At 60.3% G+C, this 17504-nt stretch carries 17 protein-coding genes and 1 pseudogene; 10 read left to right on the top strand and 8 right to left on the bottom strand.

The annotated features are described in order from the left end of the window. The first annotated feature begins 120 nt into the window (after positions 1 to 120). Positions 121 to 480, top strand: coding sequence for a low affinity iron permease family protein (locus U5G49_RS08140; protein ID WP_018445664.1), 360 nt, complete (start codon positions 121 to 123; stop codon positions 478 to 480). On the opposite strand, the gene U5G49_RS08135 is transcribed toward U5G49_RS08140, so the two are convergent. Next, complete coding sequence (locus U5G49_RS08135; RefSeq protein ID WP_018241771.1) at positions 477 to 884, bottom strand: low affinity iron permease family protein; 408 nt, start codon at positions 882 to 884, stop codon at positions 477 to 479. The two genes, U5G49_RS08140 and U5G49_RS08135, sit on opposite strands and share 4 nt — an antisense overlap. 288 nt (positions 885 to 1172) lie before the next feature. On the opposite strand from U5G49_RS08135, the gene U5G49_RS08130 reads away from it, so the two are divergent. After that, positions 1173 to 2264 carry an extracellular catalytic domain type 1 short-chain-length polyhydroxyalkanoate depolymerase gene (locus U5G49_RS08130; RefSeq protein WP_193444237.1) on the top strand — a complete coding sequence of 364 codons (1092 nt, stop codon included), beginning with the start codon at positions 1173 to 1175 and terminating at the stop codon, positions 2262 to 2264. 36 nt (positions 2265 to 2300) lie between these two features. Here U5G49_RS08130 and U5G49_RS08125 read toward each other — a convergent pair whose 3' ends face one another. Together U5G49_RS08125 and U5G49_RS08120 are read right to left on the bottom strand one after the other, a co-directional pair. After that, positions 2301 to 2600 (bottom strand): DUF6074 family protein, encoded by a 300-nt coding sequence (locus tag U5G49_RS08125; RefSeq protein WP_028732131.1) that lies wholly within the window; start codon positions 2598 to 2600, stop codon positions 2301 to 2303. A gap of 109 nt (positions 2601 to 2709) precedes the next feature. Beyond that, a complete protein-coding gene (locus U5G49_RS08120; protein WP_246288917.1) occupies positions 2710 to 4587 on the bottom strand; it encodes an adenine deaminase in 1878 nt (625 codons plus the stop codon). Between the two features lie 271 nt (positions 4588 to 4858). Here U5G49_RS08120 and U5G49_RS08115 point away from each other — a divergent pair, with 271 nt between their 5' ends. The 6 genes from U5G49_RS08115 (at position 4859) to U5G49_RS08090 (ending at position 11553) form a co-directional block, all read left to right on the top strand. Continuing rightward, positions 4859 to 5899 (top strand): ABC transporter substrate-binding protein, encoded by a 1041-nt coding sequence (locus U5G49_RS08115; protein ID WP_018241767.1) that lies wholly within the window; start codon positions 4859 to 4861, stop codon positions 5897 to 5899. Positions 5900 to 6032: 133 nt separating this feature from the next. After that, positions 6033 to 6857 (top strand): ABC transporter permease, encoded by an 825-nt coding sequence (locus tag U5G49_RS08110; protein WP_047622305.1) that lies wholly within the window; start codon positions 6033 to 6035, stop codon positions 6855 to 6857. After that, entirely contained in the window at positions 6854 to 7645 is a 792-nt protein-coding gene (locus U5G49_RS08105) for an ABC transporter permease (protein ID WP_028732134.1), read from the top strand. The genes U5G49_RS08110 and U5G49_RS08105 overlap by 4 nt, the downstream gene beginning before the upstream one ends. Positions 7646 to 7652: 7 nt before the next feature. Further along, on the top strand, positions 7653 to 8711 hold the full coding sequence (locus tag U5G49_RS08100; RefSeq protein WP_028732135.1) for an ABC transporter ATP-binding protein: 1059 nt from the start codon (positions 7653 to 7655) through the stop codon (positions 8709 to 8711). A gap of 17 nt (positions 8712 to 8728) precedes the next feature. Then, positions 8729 to 10126 (top strand): dipeptidase, encoded by a 1398-nt coding sequence (locus U5G49_RS08095; RefSeq protein ID WP_193444236.1) that lies wholly within the window; start codon positions 8729 to 8731, stop codon positions 10124 to 10126. Positions 10127 to 10287: 161 nt separating this feature from the next. After that, positions 10288 to 11553 (top strand): glycerate kinase type-2 family protein, encoded by a 1266-nt coding sequence (locus U5G49_RS08090; RefSeq protein WP_193444235.1) that lies wholly within the window; start codon positions 10288 to 10290, stop codon positions 11551 to 11553. Positions 11554 to 11573: 20 nt separating this feature from the next. Here the strand turns inward: U5G49_RS08090 and U5G49_RS08085 are convergent, their stop codons facing one another. Together U5G49_RS08085 and U5G49_RS08080 are read right to left on the bottom strand one after the other, a co-directional pair. After that, complete coding sequence (locus tag U5G49_RS08085; RefSeq protein WP_193444234.1) at positions 11574 to 12530, bottom strand: NAD-dependent epimerase/dehydratase family protein; 957 nt, start codon at positions 12528 to 12530, stop codon at positions 11574 to 11576. A gap of 80 nt (positions 12531 to 12610) precedes the next feature. Continuing rightward, complete coding sequence (locus tag U5G49_RS08080; RefSeq protein ID WP_193444233.1) at positions 12611 to 13603, bottom strand: lytic transglycosylase domain-containing protein; 993 nt, start codon at positions 13601 to 13603, stop codon at positions 12611 to 12613. Positions 13604 to 13774: 171 nt separating this feature from the next. Between U5G49_RS08080 and U5G49_RS08075 the strand changes: the two genes are divergently transcribed. Both U5G49_RS08075 and U5G49_RS08070 read left to right on the top strand, forming a co-directional pair. After that, positions 13775 to 14497 carry a glutathione binding-like protein gene (locus U5G49_RS08075; protein WP_193444232.1) on the top strand — a complete coding sequence of 241 codons (723 nt, stop codon included), beginning with the start codon at positions 13775 to 13777 and terminating at the stop codon, positions 14495 to 14497. 174 nt (positions 14498 to 14671) lie between these two features. Then, positions 14672 to 15442: a gamma-glutamyl-gamma-aminobutyrate hydrolase family protein gene (locus tag U5G49_RS08070; RefSeq protein WP_018241758.1), complete on the top strand. Its 771-nt coding sequence runs from the start codon at positions 14672 to 14674 to the stop codon at positions 15440 to 15442. 103 nt (positions 15443 to 15545) lie between these two features. On the opposite strand, the gene U5G49_RS08065 is transcribed toward U5G49_RS08070, so the two are convergent. The 3 genes and pseudogenes from U5G49_RS08065 to U5G49_RS08055 all read right to left on the bottom strand — a co-directional run bounded on the left by U5G49_RS08065 (position 15546) and on the right by U5G49_RS08055 (position 17498). Next, positions 15546 to 16205, bottom strand: a complete 660-nt coding sequence (locus U5G49_RS08065) for a peroxiredoxin (RefSeq protein WP_018445677.1) — start codon at positions 16203 to 16205, stop codon at positions 15546 to 15548. Continuing rightward, entirely contained in the window at positions 16202 to 16456 is a 255-nt protein-coding gene (locus U5G49_RS08060) for a hypothetical protein (protein ID WP_245278856.1), read from the bottom strand. The genes U5G49_RS08065 and U5G49_RS08060 overlap by 4 nt, the downstream gene beginning before the upstream one ends. Before the next feature lie 42 nt (positions 16457 to 16498). Next, positions 16499 to 17498, bottom strand: a pseudogene (locus U5G49_RS08055) (TRAP transporter substrate-binding protein). Between the last annotated feature and the right edge of the window lie 6 nt (positions 17499 to 17504).

The following is a 17504-nucleotide window of genomic DNA, read 5'->3' as shown; positions in this document are numbered from 1 at the left end:
ACCGTCCAACTTATTGGGGTCAGTTCAAAACGCGGGTTTTATGTCGTTTGCGGCGCCCTATTTATTCTGGCGAGGTGATGGAAGCCTCTCCGTCTTCCATTTTACGCTGTGGAGAGCCGTATGCGCTGGCGCTTTCGACAGATCTCTGACTGGGCCGTCTCATGGGCAGGGCATCCTGTGGTCCCTGTCACGCTGGTCGCATTCGCAGTCATATGGACGGCAGTCGGTCTCAGCTTCTCCTTTCCACGCGGGTGGTTTCTGCTGACCAATATGATCGGTACCCTCATTATATTTTTTATCTTGCTGCTGGTGCAGCACTCCCAAAATCGGGACATGATGGCGCTTCATGCCAAGCTCGACGAACTGATCCGATCAAGCAAGGCAGGAAACCACTGGATTGCGGTCGAGAAGAAAAACGCCGAGGCAATCGAGGGAATGCGCCGGCAACACCACGACCAAATCTCAAAGACGGCGAATTAGGCGGACGCTGCCTCTGCGGCAGATTTCTCATCCGCCTTTTCCTCGACGCATTCGGCTTTCTCGGCAAGGGTCTTGCTCATTTCCCTGAGTTCGCCCTCCTCCAGCTTTTCGATGCCAACAAACTTGTTGGCCGCCTGGCTCGTCAGGATGAGTTCGTCAAGTTTGGCCTGCAGAGCCTTTCCGTCACGGTTCTGGCTGTTCTGCAACACGAACACCATCAAGAAGGTAATGATCGTGGTGGTGGTGTTGATCACAAGTTGCCAGGTTTCGGAATAGCCGAAAAAAGGGCCGGAAACCGCCCAGACAAGCACGAGCGCCAAAGCCGCTACGAAGGTGAACGGCTTTCCCGAGAGATCGGCGACGGCGGTAGCAAAGGAAGAGAAGAAGTTGGATTTGTTCGACATCTGAAAAGCCTCGTTGGGTCGCAGCGTCAATGCTGTCAATCGACAACATCAACTCCACATCCGGGCCGAAGTTCCTGGCGCCGCCGATGTCAATCCAGAGGTCGGACGCCCATCTGCTTGCACCATGGAGAAGACTGCCGCTAAGCTGGATGTCTGATGAGAAAAGTGTCCATGCATTGAGAAGCCCGGTGGCTTGAAAAATATTGTGCACCGCAGCAACCATTTCGTAGACTGACGCGTTTAGTTCAGCATCACCGCCATCCCGGCTGCTGATTGGCGGAGACTTTCATGAGATCTATGTCAGACACCCTCGCACGCCTTGCTGCGCTGCGAGGAACCCTTCGCGCCCAACCCACGCAGGGCAGCCCCGATCTCGTCGCCTTGGACGCATTTGGCTCAAACCCAGGCGCCTTGGGGGGCTACACCTATTTGCCGTCGAAGCGCGGGAAAGATATGGCTCTGGTCGTTGTCCTGCACGGCTGTACCCAGACTGCCGCCGGGTATGATATCGGATCCGGCTGGTCTGGATTGGCCGAGGACTATGGCTTCGCGCTGCTGTTTCCCGAGCAGCGAAGGGCAAACAATGCAAATCTCTGCTTCAATTGGTTCAACCCGGAGGACATTCGCCGGGATCACGGCGAGGTCTTTTCCATTCGCCAGATGATCGCAAAGGTCGTTACGGAACACGGTATCGACAGCAGGCGCGTGTTCGTGACCGGGCTTTCGGCCGGCGGCGCCATGACCGCCGCCATGCTTGCCACCTATCCCGAGGTTTTTGCGGGTGGCGCGATCATTGCCGGCCTGCCATATGCAAGTGCTGCAACCATTCCCGAGGCGTTCGACCGAATGCGCGGCCATGGCGGCCCGACTGCCAAAGAGCAGGAACGGCGGTTGAGAAACGCTTCAGGACACAAGGGCCGATGGCCGACATTAGCAATATGGCAGGGAACCGCAGACAGCACCGTCGTGCCATCCAATGCGAATGCGATCGTGGAGCAATGGAGAAATATCCACGGCGTCGATGCATCGCCGGGGCGCGTCGAAGATATCGGACGACATCAGAGAAAGGTCTGGACTGATGCTCATGGTGTCGAAGTGATCGAGCTCTATACGATTGCCGGAATGGGTCACGGCACGCCTCTCGATATCGGCACCGGCTACGGGGCAAGCGGCCCCTTCATGCTTGACGTCGGAATTTCCTCGACCGTCGAAATTGCCAGGTCCTGGGGTCTGGTGCCCTCATTTGAAAAACGGCGCAACACGAAAGCCCCTGCTGCGCAACCGGAAAACGCTGCAGATCCATTCGGCACGGGCAGCGATAGGGGCGGCATTCAGAAAATCATTGAAGACGCCCTCCGGTCCGCCGGGCTGATGCGGTAGTCGCAAGGCACACGACGGCCATCGGCGAGATTGCCGCTATCGGTTTTGAGACTTGGGCAGTGGTCCGTTTTGATGGCTGAAGACCAGTTCGCTCTGGACATCTTGCTGAAACTGCAGCACCCGCTGACCGACATCGCTCTCCGGTATCCCGGCCGCCAGAAGCTGATCGGCAAGCCTGCGGCATTCGGCCTTCCAGAATTCTATCGCATCTGCGCCATGCCGGCGGCCGAGTTCGCGAGCGCAACGCTCAATATTCGCAATTCCGGTTCCAGCAGGAAAGGCAATAATTCTGCCTTCATTGGCGCCGGCAGGCCGGCGGGTCATTTCAGTAGCCATCGAACACAGGTTCCTTTGATCCTGTTCGTTGTCTACGAGACTATGGTTAACGCTTTCTATTTGCTGCAGTAAGAAGATCAATCAGGTGGAATTTTGGCGGGCCACTACGTCACCAGACGATCGGATGGGTTTTGCCGGTGAGCACGTTCACGAACCCCTCCGGCGCCAGCTCCGACGGCGCGACCAGGACCCAGCGCCAGGGCGAGCAGGTCAGCGTCGCAAATGACAGGCGTTCGGGAAATCCCGGCCACCATCGGGGTGAGAAGGTCGGCTCGTACATCCAGTCGATCCCGGCGCCGGCCGCATAAAGCGCCTGCATCTCCGCATCCAGCGCTTCAGCCGAACGCGCCGTCATCAGACCACCGACCTCGTAGCGGACACGAGCGAGAATCTTGCCGCCGGATACCAGCGCCCAGCCGCCCTGCTGTTCGTTCAGGGCATTCACGGCCATCGCCATCGCCTCGTCCGATGAGCCGACCGTCCAGATATTATGCTTGTCGTGCCCGAGTGTGGAGGCGAGCGCAGTCTCCGGCGTGCGCGGTCCGGTGCCCAGCCAGAACATCCTGGAGACCTTGGCCTCCCCGGAAAACCGGTCGACAATCGAGAATTTGGTGACATTGCGCGCGGGATCCCGCTGTACGGCGCCGTCCTCCACCGGCAATTCCATGGTGATGAAATCGTCGTGCCAGTGAAACGGCCGCAAAAGTGCTGCGTTGACCGTGGTCCGGTTCGGCGGCGCCTCGATACGGAAATCGTCAGCCGTGACCGTCCTGTCTATTTTCACGGTGCGCGTCGCCCATTGCGGCCAATCGATTTCAGGACGCACGCCAATGAATGTCGCACCCTCGGACACAGGACGCCCGTCCGCCCATACTTTTTCGATCGACAGGCTGGCGACGTCGCTGAGAAGAACGAAATCGGCGAAACGGCCTGGCGCGATCGATCCGACCCACGGCGTCAGCCGCATGTGGCGTGCCGGATTGAGGGTGACGCACTGGATGGCGATCTCCGGCGCAAGGCCGTTTTCGATGGCGAGGCGGACATTGTGGTCGGTCGCGCCGATTTTCAGTGTGTCGGAGGCGCTGCGATCGTCGGTCACCAGAGCGATCTGCGACCAGTCCGTCAGCTCCTTGTCGATCAGGCCGCGGATCACCTCCGGCAGGGAATGCGGCCTGAGCTCAATGAAAAGACCGTGGAGAAGCTTCTGCCAGATCTCGTCGAGAAACCAGCCTTCGTGATCCGAAGCGAGACCCGCTGCGGCGAAGGCATTGATCGAGGCCATGTCGCGCAGCCCGGCGCCGTGGCCCTCGACCACGCCGCGCTGCTCGAAGGTCGCGCCGATCATGCCCCATAGCCGATCGTAGGAAGGATTGCCGGGATCGGATATGGACGGCCAGTCCATGACCTCGTCGAGCCCGGCGACCATCAGGCTTTCGGAAAGGAAGGCCTTCTGCTCATCGTAACCGAACCAGCCGCCACCCCATTCATAGGCGGTCGGTGGCACGGCGGAGCCAGGCAGGGGAAAGATCTTCATCGGCGATCCGCGCCGGCGCGCTTCCAGCCAGAATTCCAGATTGCGGGCGCCGTTGACGTTGGAAAACTCGTGGCTCGCCTCGCATGTCCAGGTCACGCCATGCGGCATCACCAGAGCCGCCTCCCATTCGGGCGTCAGGTGGGAGCTTTCGATATGTTTATGCGCCTCGCCGAAGCCCGGCACGGCCGCAAGATCCGGCTCGGATAAGCGCTCGCTCACCTCGCCTGCGTAACTGCCGGCGGGGCCGACATAGGCGATGCGGCGGCCCTTGATGACGATCTCCTGATCGTCGAGCCATGTCCTGGTGTGGACATCGAGCAACCTGCCCACGCGCAACAGCCTGTCGGCGGGCCGGCGTCCGAGCGCCGTCAGCACCAGATCCTGGCGCTTCAGCACCTCGTCGGACGCGTTGATCAGCAGATCATCTGGAAGAGCAGTGCGCGAAGTGGCCATGAATGAAATGCCCGTGAGAAGCTGGAACCGCCGGACCGTAAAGACCACACCCGGATGTGTAAAGCGCTGATGAACCACACGTTTTGTGAGCGGCGACAAGGCGTCGGCAACCGGGAGTTACTGACGGGATCGGTCTGGGAAAATTCCCCGCATAAGAGCGTATTTGCTCAATTATTGAGCTTGCGACCTGACCGATCAAAAAATAGTATCCCTCAAATCCAGGGGGTTGATCCCGATTATCAAATCCGTTTTTCACAGAAGGACATTGCTCATGAAGGCCAGACGTTTTGCCCGAATCCTGTCTCTAGCGCTGCTTGCCGCCGTCGGCAGCACCGTTGCGGCACATGCGCAATCGAAGACTCTGACCATCTCCTGGTGGGGCTATAATGGCGAGAAGATGAATGCGAACATCATCACGCCCTTCAAGAAGATCTGCGGCTGCGAGATCGTGTTCGAGACAGGTAACAATGCCGACCGGCTCAACAAGCTGAAACTGCGCGACGGCAAGGGCGTCGATGTCATCTATCTCACAGACAGCTTCTCGCAGCTCGGCATCGAACAGGGATTGTTCCAGGAAATCGATGCGTCGAAGATCCCCAACCTCGCTGATATCTACGAGCTGGGCAAGGCGCCTCAGGGCAAATACGGGCCTGCCTACACGATCGGACGCGTCGGCATTGTCTATGACTCCGCCAAGGTCAACCCACCGATCACCGCCTGGGGCGACCTGTGGCGCGAAGATCTGAAAAGCTCCGTCTCCTTGCCCGGAATCACCACTACGGCCGGCCCGCTGGTCGTGCTGGAAGCCGGCAAGCATGGCGGTGCGGATGCCTATGAAGACGCCGACAAGGCCTTTGCGGAAATCGAGGCACTCAAGCCCAATGTCGTCAAGAACTACAACACCGGCTCGGAGCTGGTGAACCTGATATCAACAGGCGAAGTTCGCGTTGCGCTGGCCCAGGACTTTACCCTGGCATCGATGCAGGCGGCCGTTCCGACGATGACATGGGCCAAGCTCAAGGACGGCGACATCGCGACGCTGAACACCGTGAACATCCCGAAGGGTTCCGAAAATGTCGAACTCGCCCATCAGTTCATCAACTTCATCCTGTCCAAAGAAGTCCAGCAGGCTGAAGCCGAACAAGGCGTCGACGCGCCGATCTCGACAAAGGTCAGCCTGACGCCGGACCAGGCGAAGATCTGGACCTATGGCCCGGATATGGTGGCAGGCCTTACCCGCATCGACTATGCCAAGATGAATGCTGCCAAGGCCGACTGGATCGACCGGTGGAACGAAGTCTTCGGTCAGTAAGCTGCGCGATATTCTCGGCCTGAGGCCGGTTTATTGCCGGACCTGGGCCAGACCTAGGCCAGACATGGAAGCGCCGCACGTCCGAATCCGAAATGCGGCGCTCGTGATATCAGGACATGCCACGAGTTTTAAGATGAAGCATTTTGCCAGGTGGGGATTGACGATGCCGGCGACGATTGCCGTCGTTGTGCTTCTCATCGTTCCCGTCGCCATCACCATCGCGGCAACGTTCGCGGAGCCGAAGGGCATGTTTGCGCCCTATGTGACATTCTTCAGCAGCGGTTTTCGCCGGGCGGTTCTTTATCGGACGCTGGAGGTCGCCCTGGTCACGACGGCGATTTCGCTCACTGTGGGCTTCATCACCGCCTATGTGATCGCGCAAATGCCCGGTCGCGCAAAGAGCATCATGATCATCGCAGCGGTTTTTCCGCTGCTGACGGGTGTCGTCGTCCGATCCTTCGCATGGCTGATCATTCTCGGGAAGAATGGCATCCTGAATGCCATGCTGATCTCGACCGGCATTATCGGGGAGCCGCTTTCGATGCTCTATACCGAAGGCTCGGTCATCGTCGCCATGGTCTATCTCTTCGTTCCCCTGATGATCCTGACGCTGGTCGGGGTGCTTGAAGGCATCCCGCGCGATCTGATCGACGCCTCCGCCTCGCTCGGCGCGAGACCACTGATGACATTCTTTCAGGTGATCCTGCCGCTCGCGACACCCGGCCTCATCGTCGGCGCGGTCCTGGTCTTCACCGGCAGCTTCACCTCCTATGCGACACCGCAACTGCTCGGCGGAGAAAAGCAGATGATGATGGGGACCTTCCTCTACCAGCGCGCCATGGTGACCTTCGATTGGGTGGGCGCATCGACGATCGCCGCCATCATGGTGGTGCTGACGCTCGGCGTCGTCCTCATCATGAGCCGCATCGCACGCCGGCTCAATCCGATGGCGGTATGATGGACAGGCGCGTTCACCCGATCCTCGCCGCCTTTGCGGCCTGCGTTTTCTTCTTCCTGCTCGCACCGCTGGTCATCATCATCGGTGCGGCCTTCAGCGACACGACCTATCTGACCTTCCCGCCGCAGGGCCTGACATTGCGCTGGTTCGTCAATATCTTCGAGATCGAGGCCTTCCGCACGACCGCGCTGACCAGCCTGCAGGTCGCCTTTTTCGGTACGGCGCTGTCCCTGCTGATCGGTGTCCCGGCGGCCTATGCGATCAACCGCTACCGGGTGGAATTGCCGCGCTGGCTTTCCACCATTTTCGTACTGCCGATCCTGGTGCCGGAGATCGTCTTCGGATTTTCGCTGATGAAATCGGTCACAATTGGCCTCGGGCTTCCGATCTTCATCAGCCTGCTGGTCGGCCATGCGCTGCTGATCCTGCCCTATTCGGTGCGCGTCGTCGGCGCCAGCCTGGCGGCCTTCGATTTTTCCGTCGAGGAGGCGGCGATCAGCCTGGGTTGCCCGCCGTTGAAAACCTTCCTGACCGTGGTCCTGCCGAATATCCGGGCCGGGGTCATTGCCGCCTTCATCCTCGCCTTCATCACCTCGATCAACGACGTGTCGGTTTCGGTCTTCCTGACCGGGCCTGGCATCTCGACGCTGCCGATCCAGATCCTTGCGCATATGGAACAGTTCTTCGATCCGACGATCGCATCGGTATCGGTGCTGCTGATGTTCGTGACAGTCGGCGTCATGGCCGTCGTCGAGGCCACGCTCGGTCTTACCTTCCTGACAAAGTAGAACGCTATTGACCGTATCCCTCACCATCGATTCCATCTCCGCCCATTACGGCAGTACCCAGGTGCTCAAGGATCTGTCGATCTCAGTCATGGCCGGGGAGCTGGTCTCCCTGCTCGGCTCCAGCGGCTGCGGAAAGACGACGACATTGCGCCTCGTCGCCGGTTTTCTGCAGCCGAGCAGCGGCAGCATCAAGCTCGGCGAGCGCGACCTCACCGGCCTTCCCGCGCATGCGCGCGACATCGGCCTGGTCTTTCAGAACTACGCGCTTTTTCCTCATCTGAGCGTCCAGGACAATGTTGCCTTCGGCCTGAGGCAGCGTCGTATTCCCCAGCCGGAACGGGCGAAAAGAACGATGGCCATGCTGGACCGCGTCGGCCTTTCGGCCTTCGCCGACCGGCTGCCGTCGGCCCTGTCAGGCGGCCAGAAACAGCGCGTGGCTCTCGCCCGGGCACTGGTCATCGAGCCGCCGCTTCTGATGTTCGACGAGCCGCTTTCCAATCTGGATGCAAAGCTCAGGATCGACATGCGCGTCGAGATCAGGCAGCTCCAGCGCGCCAACGGCACCACGTCACTTTACGTCACCCACGACCAGGAGGAAGCATTCTCGATCTCCGACAGGGTGGCGATCATGAATGCCGGGCGCATCATGCAGCTCGACGCGCCGGAGGTACTGTATCGCCAGCCGGCCAACGCTTTCGTCGCCCGCTTCGTCGGATTCGAGAACCTGATCCGCATGAAGGTGACCGCGCGCAACGGCGCGCTTGTGATGGCCGAGACGACCGGCGGAGCGCGGCTGCAGCTGTCACAGGAAACATTCGGACCGATCAAGGACGACTTCGTGCTGGCCTGCCGCGCAGACGGTCTTGCCGCCAGCCGTGACGGTGATGGCATCGCGGCCGTGCTCGGCACGCGCACCTATCTTGGCCGGGCCTATCAGTACAAATGCGCGACATCAGCGGGAGAGATCACCGCCAATGGGGCGCTATCCGATCCGCTGGAAACAGGGGCGTCCGCCGTGCTGACGCCTGTAGCAGAGCAATGCTGCATTCTCGATCCGGAAGATTGAAACGCTGAGGAGAGACGATGACTAGTGCCATGGATCAAGATATCGATGCCGTTCTTGCCCATGTGGACCAAAGCCTCGATGGTAGCCTGACGCGGCTTTTCGAGCTGATCCGCATTCCGAGCGTCTCGACCGACCCGGCCTATCGCGATCACTGCCGCACTGCTGCCGAATGGCTGAGCCGGGATCTGGCTGCGATCGGCTTCGAAGCATCGGTGCGTAAAACGACCGGGCATCCGATGGTCGTCGCCCATGAAAAGGCGGCGTCCGGACCGCATCTGCTGTTTTACGGCCATTACGATGTCCAGCCGGTCGATCCGCTGGCGCTGTGGACGAGCGATCCGTTCGAGCCCCGCATGGAAGCCTTGCCGAACGGCGATACCGCGATCGTGGCGCGCGGCGCGTCCGACGACAAGGGACAGCTGATGACCTTCGTCGAAGCCTGCCGCGCCTGGAAGAGTGTCACGGGTAAACTGCCGGTGCAGGTGAGCATGCTGTTCGAAGGTGAGGAAGAGGCCGGCAGCCCGAGCCTCGCGCCCTTTCTGGATGCCACGGCAGACGAGTTGAAGGCCGATGCGGTTTTCGTCTGCGACACGGATATGTGGGATCGCGAAACGCCTGCCGTCACGACGATGCTGCGCGGTATCTTTAGTACGGAAATCGAGGTCACCTGCGCCGATCAAGACCTGCATTCCGGCATGTTCGGCAATGCCGCGCGCAATCCGCTGCAGGTGCTGTCAGACGTGGTTTCGAGCCTGCGGCGTGCCGATGGCGGCGTCGCGATCGAGGGTTTTTATGATGACGTGAACGAGCTCCCCGACGCCATCAAGGCGCTGTGGAAAAGACTGCCCTTCGACGAGGAGGCCTTTCTCGGCGATATCGGCCTGAGAGATCCGGCCGGCGAGGCAGACCGTTCTGTCCTCGAACAGATCTGGGCGCGGCCGAGTTGCGAAATCAACGGCATGAGTGGCGGCTATACAGGAGAAGGCTTCAAGACCGTCATTCCGGCGAAGGCAAGCGCCAAGATTTCGTTTCGCCTGGTTGAAGGGCAAGATCCTCAGACGATCCGTGATGCCTTCCAGCGGCACGTGCGCGCACGTATCCCCAGGGATTGTTCGGTCAGCTTCAGGGATTACGGGCTTTCGCCGGCGACCGTCATGCCGATCGACAGTCCGTTTCTCACCAGGACGCTTCAGGCGCTTTCGACGGAATGGCAATGCGAAGCTGCCCTTGCCGGCACGGGAGGTTCGATCCCCATCATCGGCGAATTCAAACGCCGGCTCGGATGCGATGCCCTCCTGGTCGGCTTCGCCCGCTTCGACAACCGCGTCCACAGCCCGAACGAAAAATACGATCTCTCCAGTTTTCATAAAGGCATACGATCCTGGGTCCGTATCCTGGCCGCCCTCGCCGACTGACGCTGTAGCACTTTGAATTGCTGCATAATTTTATCCTTCGATCGATTCCGATTTGAGGAATTATGCCGTAGGCTATGGTGCGGCCAGCGCACCCTGCTGATCCTGCAGGCCGAGAATAACGGACAAATCCCACATCGACACCGAGGCAGCAGAGACCACCGATGACGATATCAGCTCCCCGCGATTTTCTGAAAAGCCTGTTCGACGCGGCGGTTCGCGCCGCCGATCCGCTGACTGGCATTAAGGCGAACCTTCCGGATAGGCCCAAGGGAAGGACCGTGGTGATCGGCGCCGGCAAGGGCGCGGCGCAGATGGCGCGGGCGCTCGAAAGCGTCTGGGACGGAGCGCTCGAGGGTCTGGTGGTCACCCGCTACGGCTATGGCTGCGAGACACGCGGCATCGAGATCTTCGAGGCCGCCCATCCGGTGCCGGATGCGGCTGGCCTTACCGCCGCAAAGCGGCTGATGGAGACGGTGAACGGGCTGACGGAAGACGATCTGGTGATCGCGCTGATCTGCGGCGGTGGCTCGGCGCTGCTGCCCGCCCCGCCGGACGGGCTGACCCTTGAAGATGAGATTGCGCTCAACGAAATGCTGCTTGCCTCGGGCGCACCGATTTCGGCAATGAATGTCGTGCGCAAGCATCTCTCCACCATCAAGGGCGGAAGACTTGCAGCAGCGACCAAAGCGAGGGTCGTCAGTCTGATCGTCTCCGATATTCCCGGCGACAACCCGGCCCATGTCGCCTCCGGGCCGACGGTCCCTGATGGTTCGACACGGCACGATGCGCTCGAGATCATCAGGCAATACGGATTGCAGCTGCCGCAGGCCGCATTCGACCATTTGAACTCGCCGAAGGCCGATGCACCGCGACCGGACGATCCGGTCTTCCTACGGCACGCGCATCACATCATCGCCTCCGCCGGCGTTTCGCTGGAGGCGGCGGCCGCACTGGCGAAGTCGCAGGGGATCGAGCCGGCGATCCTTTCGGATGCGATCGAAGGGGAATCGCGCGACGTGGCGCTGGTGCATGCGGCGATTGCCCGCGAGGTATCGGGCCGCAACAGGCCGTTTTCCAAGCCGGTCGTCATCCTTTCCGGCGGCGAGACGACGGTGACGCTGAGAGCCAAGGGCGGCAAGGGCGGACGTAATGGCGAATTCGCGCTCGCCATGGCGCTTGCGATCGACGGGCAGGAGGGCATTCATATCCTCGCCGCCGACACGGACGGGATCGACGGCTCGGAGGACAATGCCGGCGCTTTTGCCGATGGCGGCACGGCAAGGCGCCTTCGCGCCGCCGGGCTCGATCCGCGCCGGCTGCTCGACGGCAATGACAGCTATTCGGGCTTTGCGGCTACCAGTGATCTCTTCGAAACCGGCCCGACCGGAACCAATGTCAATGATTTCAGGGCGATCCTGATCCGTTAGCAACCGGCGACGACGGCGGATCAGCTCTCGATCCGCCCCTGCCCGACCAGCCAGCCGACCGATTCCTGCACCGCTTGTAGGGAGGTGTATCTCGGGGTAAACCCAAGCAGCCGCCCGGCTTTGGCGATCGAGCAATTCGGGCTGCGGGCGATATGTTCCCAGGTCGCCTGCGCATCCTCAGCCGTCTGACCTTCGGCCCAGGCGTCGAATGGCGCGAAGCTGAGCTTCGGCTCGTGCCCGAACCAGCGAGACATTGATTCGGCATAGCCGCGAAGGGTCAATGCCTGCCCCGAAACCGCGTGGAAACTTTCGCCGGTCGACGCATTCCAGTTGGCGATCGCATCCATGAACATCGCCGCCACGTCATCGGCATGGACGTGATGAACGGTCTCAAGGCCGAAATTGGGCAGCGCCAGGACCTCTCCGCGGGCAAGGGTCGAAAAGACCTGCAGGTTGAAATTGCCGGTCGGATTGAGCGGCGCCCAGCCGGGACCAACAATATGGCCGGGATGGATGATGGTTGCCGGAAATCCGCGCAGCCTTGCCTGCTGCAGCAGATAGGTTTCGATCGCCGCCTTCTGCGTGCCGTACTCGCCGAAGGGAAATTTCGGCGCCTCTTCCAGTGTCGGCACGGCTGTCGGGTGACCGTGCGTCCAGATCGTGCCGGTATGCAGGAAATGACCGACATGCCCCGACAGAGCCGTCACCAGGTGCTCGGCACTTTCCAGCGAGAAGCAGATCATGTCGATGACGATATCGGCTTTCACACCACGCACGGCCGGGCCGAAATCACCCGTCCGCTCCATGGCTGTCCGATCCATCTGACGCTGATCGACGGCAGCCCAGGCGTGGTTTGCCGTATAAGGCTTTGCTGTGCCGCGGCTGATCGTAACGACGTCGTGGCCGGCTTCCACCAGACGGGGAACGAGATAGGTTCCGACATGGCCCGTTGCCCCGATTACCAAAACCCGCATCATCGTTCCTCCCTTTGCATTTCCGTGTCGAATATGCTGCGCTTGGGTCATCCCGCAAGCAGACTTTTCGTGATCAAGTCGGCTCAACCAGGCCCGCTATTCCTGAAAACAAGGCAGGTGCCGCCCTGTTTGCGGATCTGGTTGCAGAGGTCGTTGGCTTCCAAGCGTGTCTGCCGGCCGATGCGGGCAGCATAACGCGGGCGAAAACCAAAGCTGCGATCGCGCTGGCGCAGGATCAGCGGCTGCTCCGCATTAAGGGGCGCGGGCAGATCCTGCACTGCATCGAGAAACATGCGCCTGACTACCGCGACATTCGCATTCGCCGCAAGCTGGACGCCCCAGGGCGCCCATTCACCCTCCTGACGCCAGGGCGTGTCCTTCAACGTCCGTCTCTCAGCAAGCGCCACGCAAGCATCGAGGAAGGACTTGTCCTTGTCGAGCGGGGCAGCCGCATCTTCCGGAGGATTATCCTTCCATTCCTCGATCGTATGCGCGGTGATTGCCAGGACGTAACCGCGTGTCTCGTAAGGTAATCTCCCTGACGCTAGGTAAGAGGAAAGTCCGTTTTCGCCGGCATTATAGGCGGCGGCGGCAAGGCCGAGATTGCCGAAACGATTGCGCAATTCGTCGAGATATTGCGCCGATTTCCGCAGGGCTTCCAATACCTGGTAGCTGTCTTCAAGACCGCGCAGTTTCGCCGTTCCGGGCATGAACTGCGCAATCCCCTGCGCTCCTTTGAAGCTGACTGCATCGGGGCGAAAGGTGCTTTCCCGCCAGATGAGACGGGCGAAATAATCCGGCGGCAATTGATTGGCGCTGGCGAAATGCTCGATCGCGATGCAAAGGTCTCGATTGAAACTGTCCTTACGGATGCAAAGCGTCTCACCCGATTCCGACGCCGAAGGCCCCGAATAGAGACAGGCCGGCGCCCCAGCGCTTCCTTCCGGCTGGGCCTTTACCGTGTCTAGTTGGGAAAACAGAAGGCAGAGCGAAAGCATGGCTTTCGCCGATCTCCTCCCCATGTCGGACTGATGTTTCCGGCCTATCATCGGATCTCGGCGGGTTCGAACTTCCATCGCGACGCTGAATTCTCAATACCATCGATACGGGTAGGAAGCTTCCCCCATTTCCCTCGCTGCACCAGGTTTCTAATTTCGCCAGCAATTTTGGAACAGATATATTCGACCTGCCACGGTCGCAGCGTCATCCTCTTCACCAGGACTATCTAAGCGAGCGAGGATAAGCAGATGATTGATCTCCACTACTGGCCGACGCCGAACGGCAAGAAGGTTTCGATCTTCCTGGAGGAAACCGGCACGCCCTACCAGCTGGTGCCGGTCAATATCGGCCGGGGCGACCAATTCAAACCTGATTATCTCAAACTCAACCCCAATCACCGCATGCCGGCCATCGTCGATCACGAGCCTGCCGATGGCGACGGTCCGTTGAGCGTGTTCGAATCCGGCGCGATCCTCTTCTATCTCGCCGAGAAGACCGGTAAATTCTGGCCGCAGGATCTGCGCGGCAAATACGAGGTCACGCAATGGGTGATCTGGCAGATGGCGAACCAGGGGCCGAAACTCGGCGAAGCCGGTCATTTCCGTCGCCTTGGCGATCGCGAAGGCGACCAGTCCTATGCGGTGCGGCGCTTCACGGACGAAGCCAACCGCCTCTACGGCGTTCTCAACATGCGGCTTCGCGACCGGCGCTATCTGGCCGGTGAGGAATTCACCATCGCCGATATCGTCAGCTATCCCTGGACCGTCAACTGGCAGGCACAGGGTCAGGACGTCGACGAGTTCAAGCATTTCAAGCGATGGTTCGAGGAGGTCGGCGCAAGGCCTGGTGTCCAACGCGGCCTGGCGGTCGGCGCCGATCTTGGCACCGACAACAGTAAGCTCTCCGAAGAGGAGCAGGCGCGCATCCGCAAGATCCTCTACAACCAGCGCGCCCTTCCCGTTCCGGATTGAGCATCGGCTGCGATAGCTCTTGCACCGTCATTGCGGCAAAGGATATCCATAGTGACAACCGGGCCCGCAGCCAGCCAAAGGCCGGTTCCCGCTTCGCGTCGTTGCAGATCACCTGCCCGCGGATCTTGACGGTTTGGGCAGCAGCTGGCGTTGCGACTTGGGGTGTGGCCAGCAATGACGAGACCTGTAATCGGCATCATCGGAAACGCCCGCATCGTCGAAAGCCGCTTTGCGGCCCAGCTTGTCGGAGAAAATAATCTGCGAGCAGTGGCCGATGTTGCCGAAGCCTTGCCGCTGATGTTTGCCGGCAATCCTAAACTAGCCGATATCGCGGATCTGCTGGCTGTCGTCGACGGCATTCTGCTGACGGGCGCCAGAGCCAATGTCCATCCCAGCCGCTTCAACATGGTGCCTGATCCCAAGCACGAACCTTACGATGAAGATCGTGACGGGCTGGCGCTGCCATTGATTGAAGCCTGTGTTGCGCAAGGCGTTCCTGTTTTCGGTATATGCCGCGGTTTTCAGGAAATGAACGTCGCCGCCGGCGGCTCGTTGCATCCTGAAATCCGGGAATTGCCAGGACGCATGAACCACCGAATGCCGCGCCTGGAGACCGGCGAAATCCATCCCGACCCCGCCATCGTTTTCGGCGATCGTCACGATGTTCGACTTATCCAGGACGGGATGTTTGCGCGCATTCTCGGCCGGGAGACGATCCGGGTGAACTCGCTACATGGACAGGGCATCCTCGAACTTGGCGAGAGGGTCGTTGCCGAAGGAATTGCCGAGGACGGGACGATCGAGGCGATACGGTTCAAAGACGCGCCGGGATTTGCGCTCGGCGTGCAATGGCACGCCGAATACGATCCCCAAACCAACCCTGTGAATCGTGCGCTGTTTCAGGCATTCGGCGACGCGGTGAGAGCCCGCAAAGCCATCACCTAAGGTTCGATCGGTTACGGCCGACACTTCACCGCAATCAGCACCACAAAGAAAAGCCGCCGCGAAGATGTTTTCGCGACGGCTCTGTAGAGGTTCGGGAGCCGGATCAGGCGGTCGGCTGCTTGGTCTTCCGGAGATAGGGCAGAACCGTATCGAAGGAGCCGAAACGCGTAATCGCGTCTTCGTTGGAAACCGCCGCAGTGATGATGACGTCTTCGCCCTGGTTCCAGTTCGCCGGTGTGGCCACCTGGTGCTTGGCCGTCAGCTGGATGGAGTCGATGGCGCGCAGGATCTCATTGAAATTGCGGCCCGTCGTCATCGGATAGGTCAGGATCAGCTTGATCTTCTTATCGGGACCGATGATGAAGACCGAACGCACCGTCGCGTTGTCGGCAGGCGTGCGGCCTTCCGAGCTCTCGCCGGCGCCGGCCGGCAGCATGTCGTAGAGCTTGGCGACCTTAAGGTCCTTGTCACCGATCAGGGGATATTCAACGTCGAAGCCAGTGGCGGTCTTGATGTCGTTCTTCCACTTGGCATGGCTTTCCACAGGATCGACGGAGATGCCGATGATCTTGGCGCCACGCTTGGAAAACTCTCCCGCAAGGCCGGCCATGGCGCCGAGCTCGGTCGTGCAAACAGGCGTGAAATTCTTCGGATGCGAGAACAGGACGGCCCAGCCGCTGCCTATCCACTCGTGGAAGCTGATCGGTCCCTGCGTGGTGTCGGCGGTAAAATCGGGGGCAATATCGTTGATGCGTAAGCTCATGGTCGGCCCTCCAAAGCCTTGTGTTCAATGTTTTTCGTCTCAAATCGAGGCCATGGGATCCGTCCGCCGGAAGCGGTCGAGAGATTGCGGTCAACAGGATCGCACCGGCCGAAGGTAAAGACTTCCCATTCCTGGATTTTAAGTAAGTTATATATCACGATCACCGAAGGCATGCTCTTTCGATTTCCGGCCTGCTCCGGCATTATTTTTCCGGCAAGTGCGCGCGATGAAGAGACCGATGGTTTTTCCATCGGTCCCGTCAAAAGCTGCAGGCGAACCGCCCTGCCTCTTGCTCAGGCGGCCTGGACGGATTTGATCCTGTCGATGCCACCGACAACAGGTGCGAAATCGTCCCACACACCCTGGGCGCCTTTCTGCCATTCCTCGAAGGCTTCCGGCTTCAAGAGCTTTCCGCCGTTGGCAAGCGCCGTCTCGACGGATTTGGACTCGTCGTCGACGATCAGCTGGCTGAAATAGGTGGCCCCTTCGCTGGAAGCCTGCTGGAACACCGCCTTCTGCTCGTCGTTGAGGCCGGCCCAGAAGGTCGAGGCATAATAGATGACGCCGGATGCCCAGATGTGGCCGGTCTCGGTCATATCGGGCACGACCTCATAGAGCTTGAAGCCGGCATAGGCCGATTTGGTCAGATCCATCGCGTCGGCGACACCGGTTGCGAGCGCATTATAGGTCTCGGTGATCGGAATGCCGATCGGCGTCGTGCCGAATGCACTCCAGAGCTTGGTGTGCAGTGGGCTCTGGATGACACGGATGCGCTTACCCTTGAGCTGCTCCGGCCGCGTCACCGGTTCCTTGGTCAGGAGATGACGGGCGCCGTAATTGATGAAATCGCAAACGACGAAATTCTGCGCCTGCAGTTTCTGCTTGAGATCGGCGCCGACATCACCACCAACGGTCCGGCGCACATGGTCGGCATCGCGGAAGAGGAAGGGCAAGTCGAGGATCTGCAGTTCCGGCGCCCAGCCGGAGAGCGACGAGACCGTCGAGAGACTGGCCTGGATGGAGCCGAGGCGCACGCCCTCGGCCACCTCCTTCTCGCCGCCGAGCGCACCGTTTCTGACGATGTTGAACTTGAACTGGCCGGGAAGCTTCGCTTCGACCAGTTCGCCGATCTTCACCCAGATCTTCGTTTCCGGCTTGTCGTCGCCGAGCAACGAGGCGATCGTGATCGTTGTCGTGCGGGCGGCGGCGGTGCGGACGAAAGCGGGGCGCTGCAAGCGCCGTTCCAGCGAGAGCAGCGGTCTTCAGGAAATGGCGTCGATTGAGATTATCCATGGGGTT

Source organism: Rhizobium indigoferae, from assembly GCF_034554815.1.
Taxonomy (GTDB): Bacteria; Pseudomonadota; Alphaproteobacteria; order Rhizobiales; family Rhizobiaceae; genus Rhizobium; species Rhizobium leguminosarum.
Note: the sequence above shows the minus strand (reverse complement) of the source record. Positions and strands in the feature narration are given on the sequence as shown.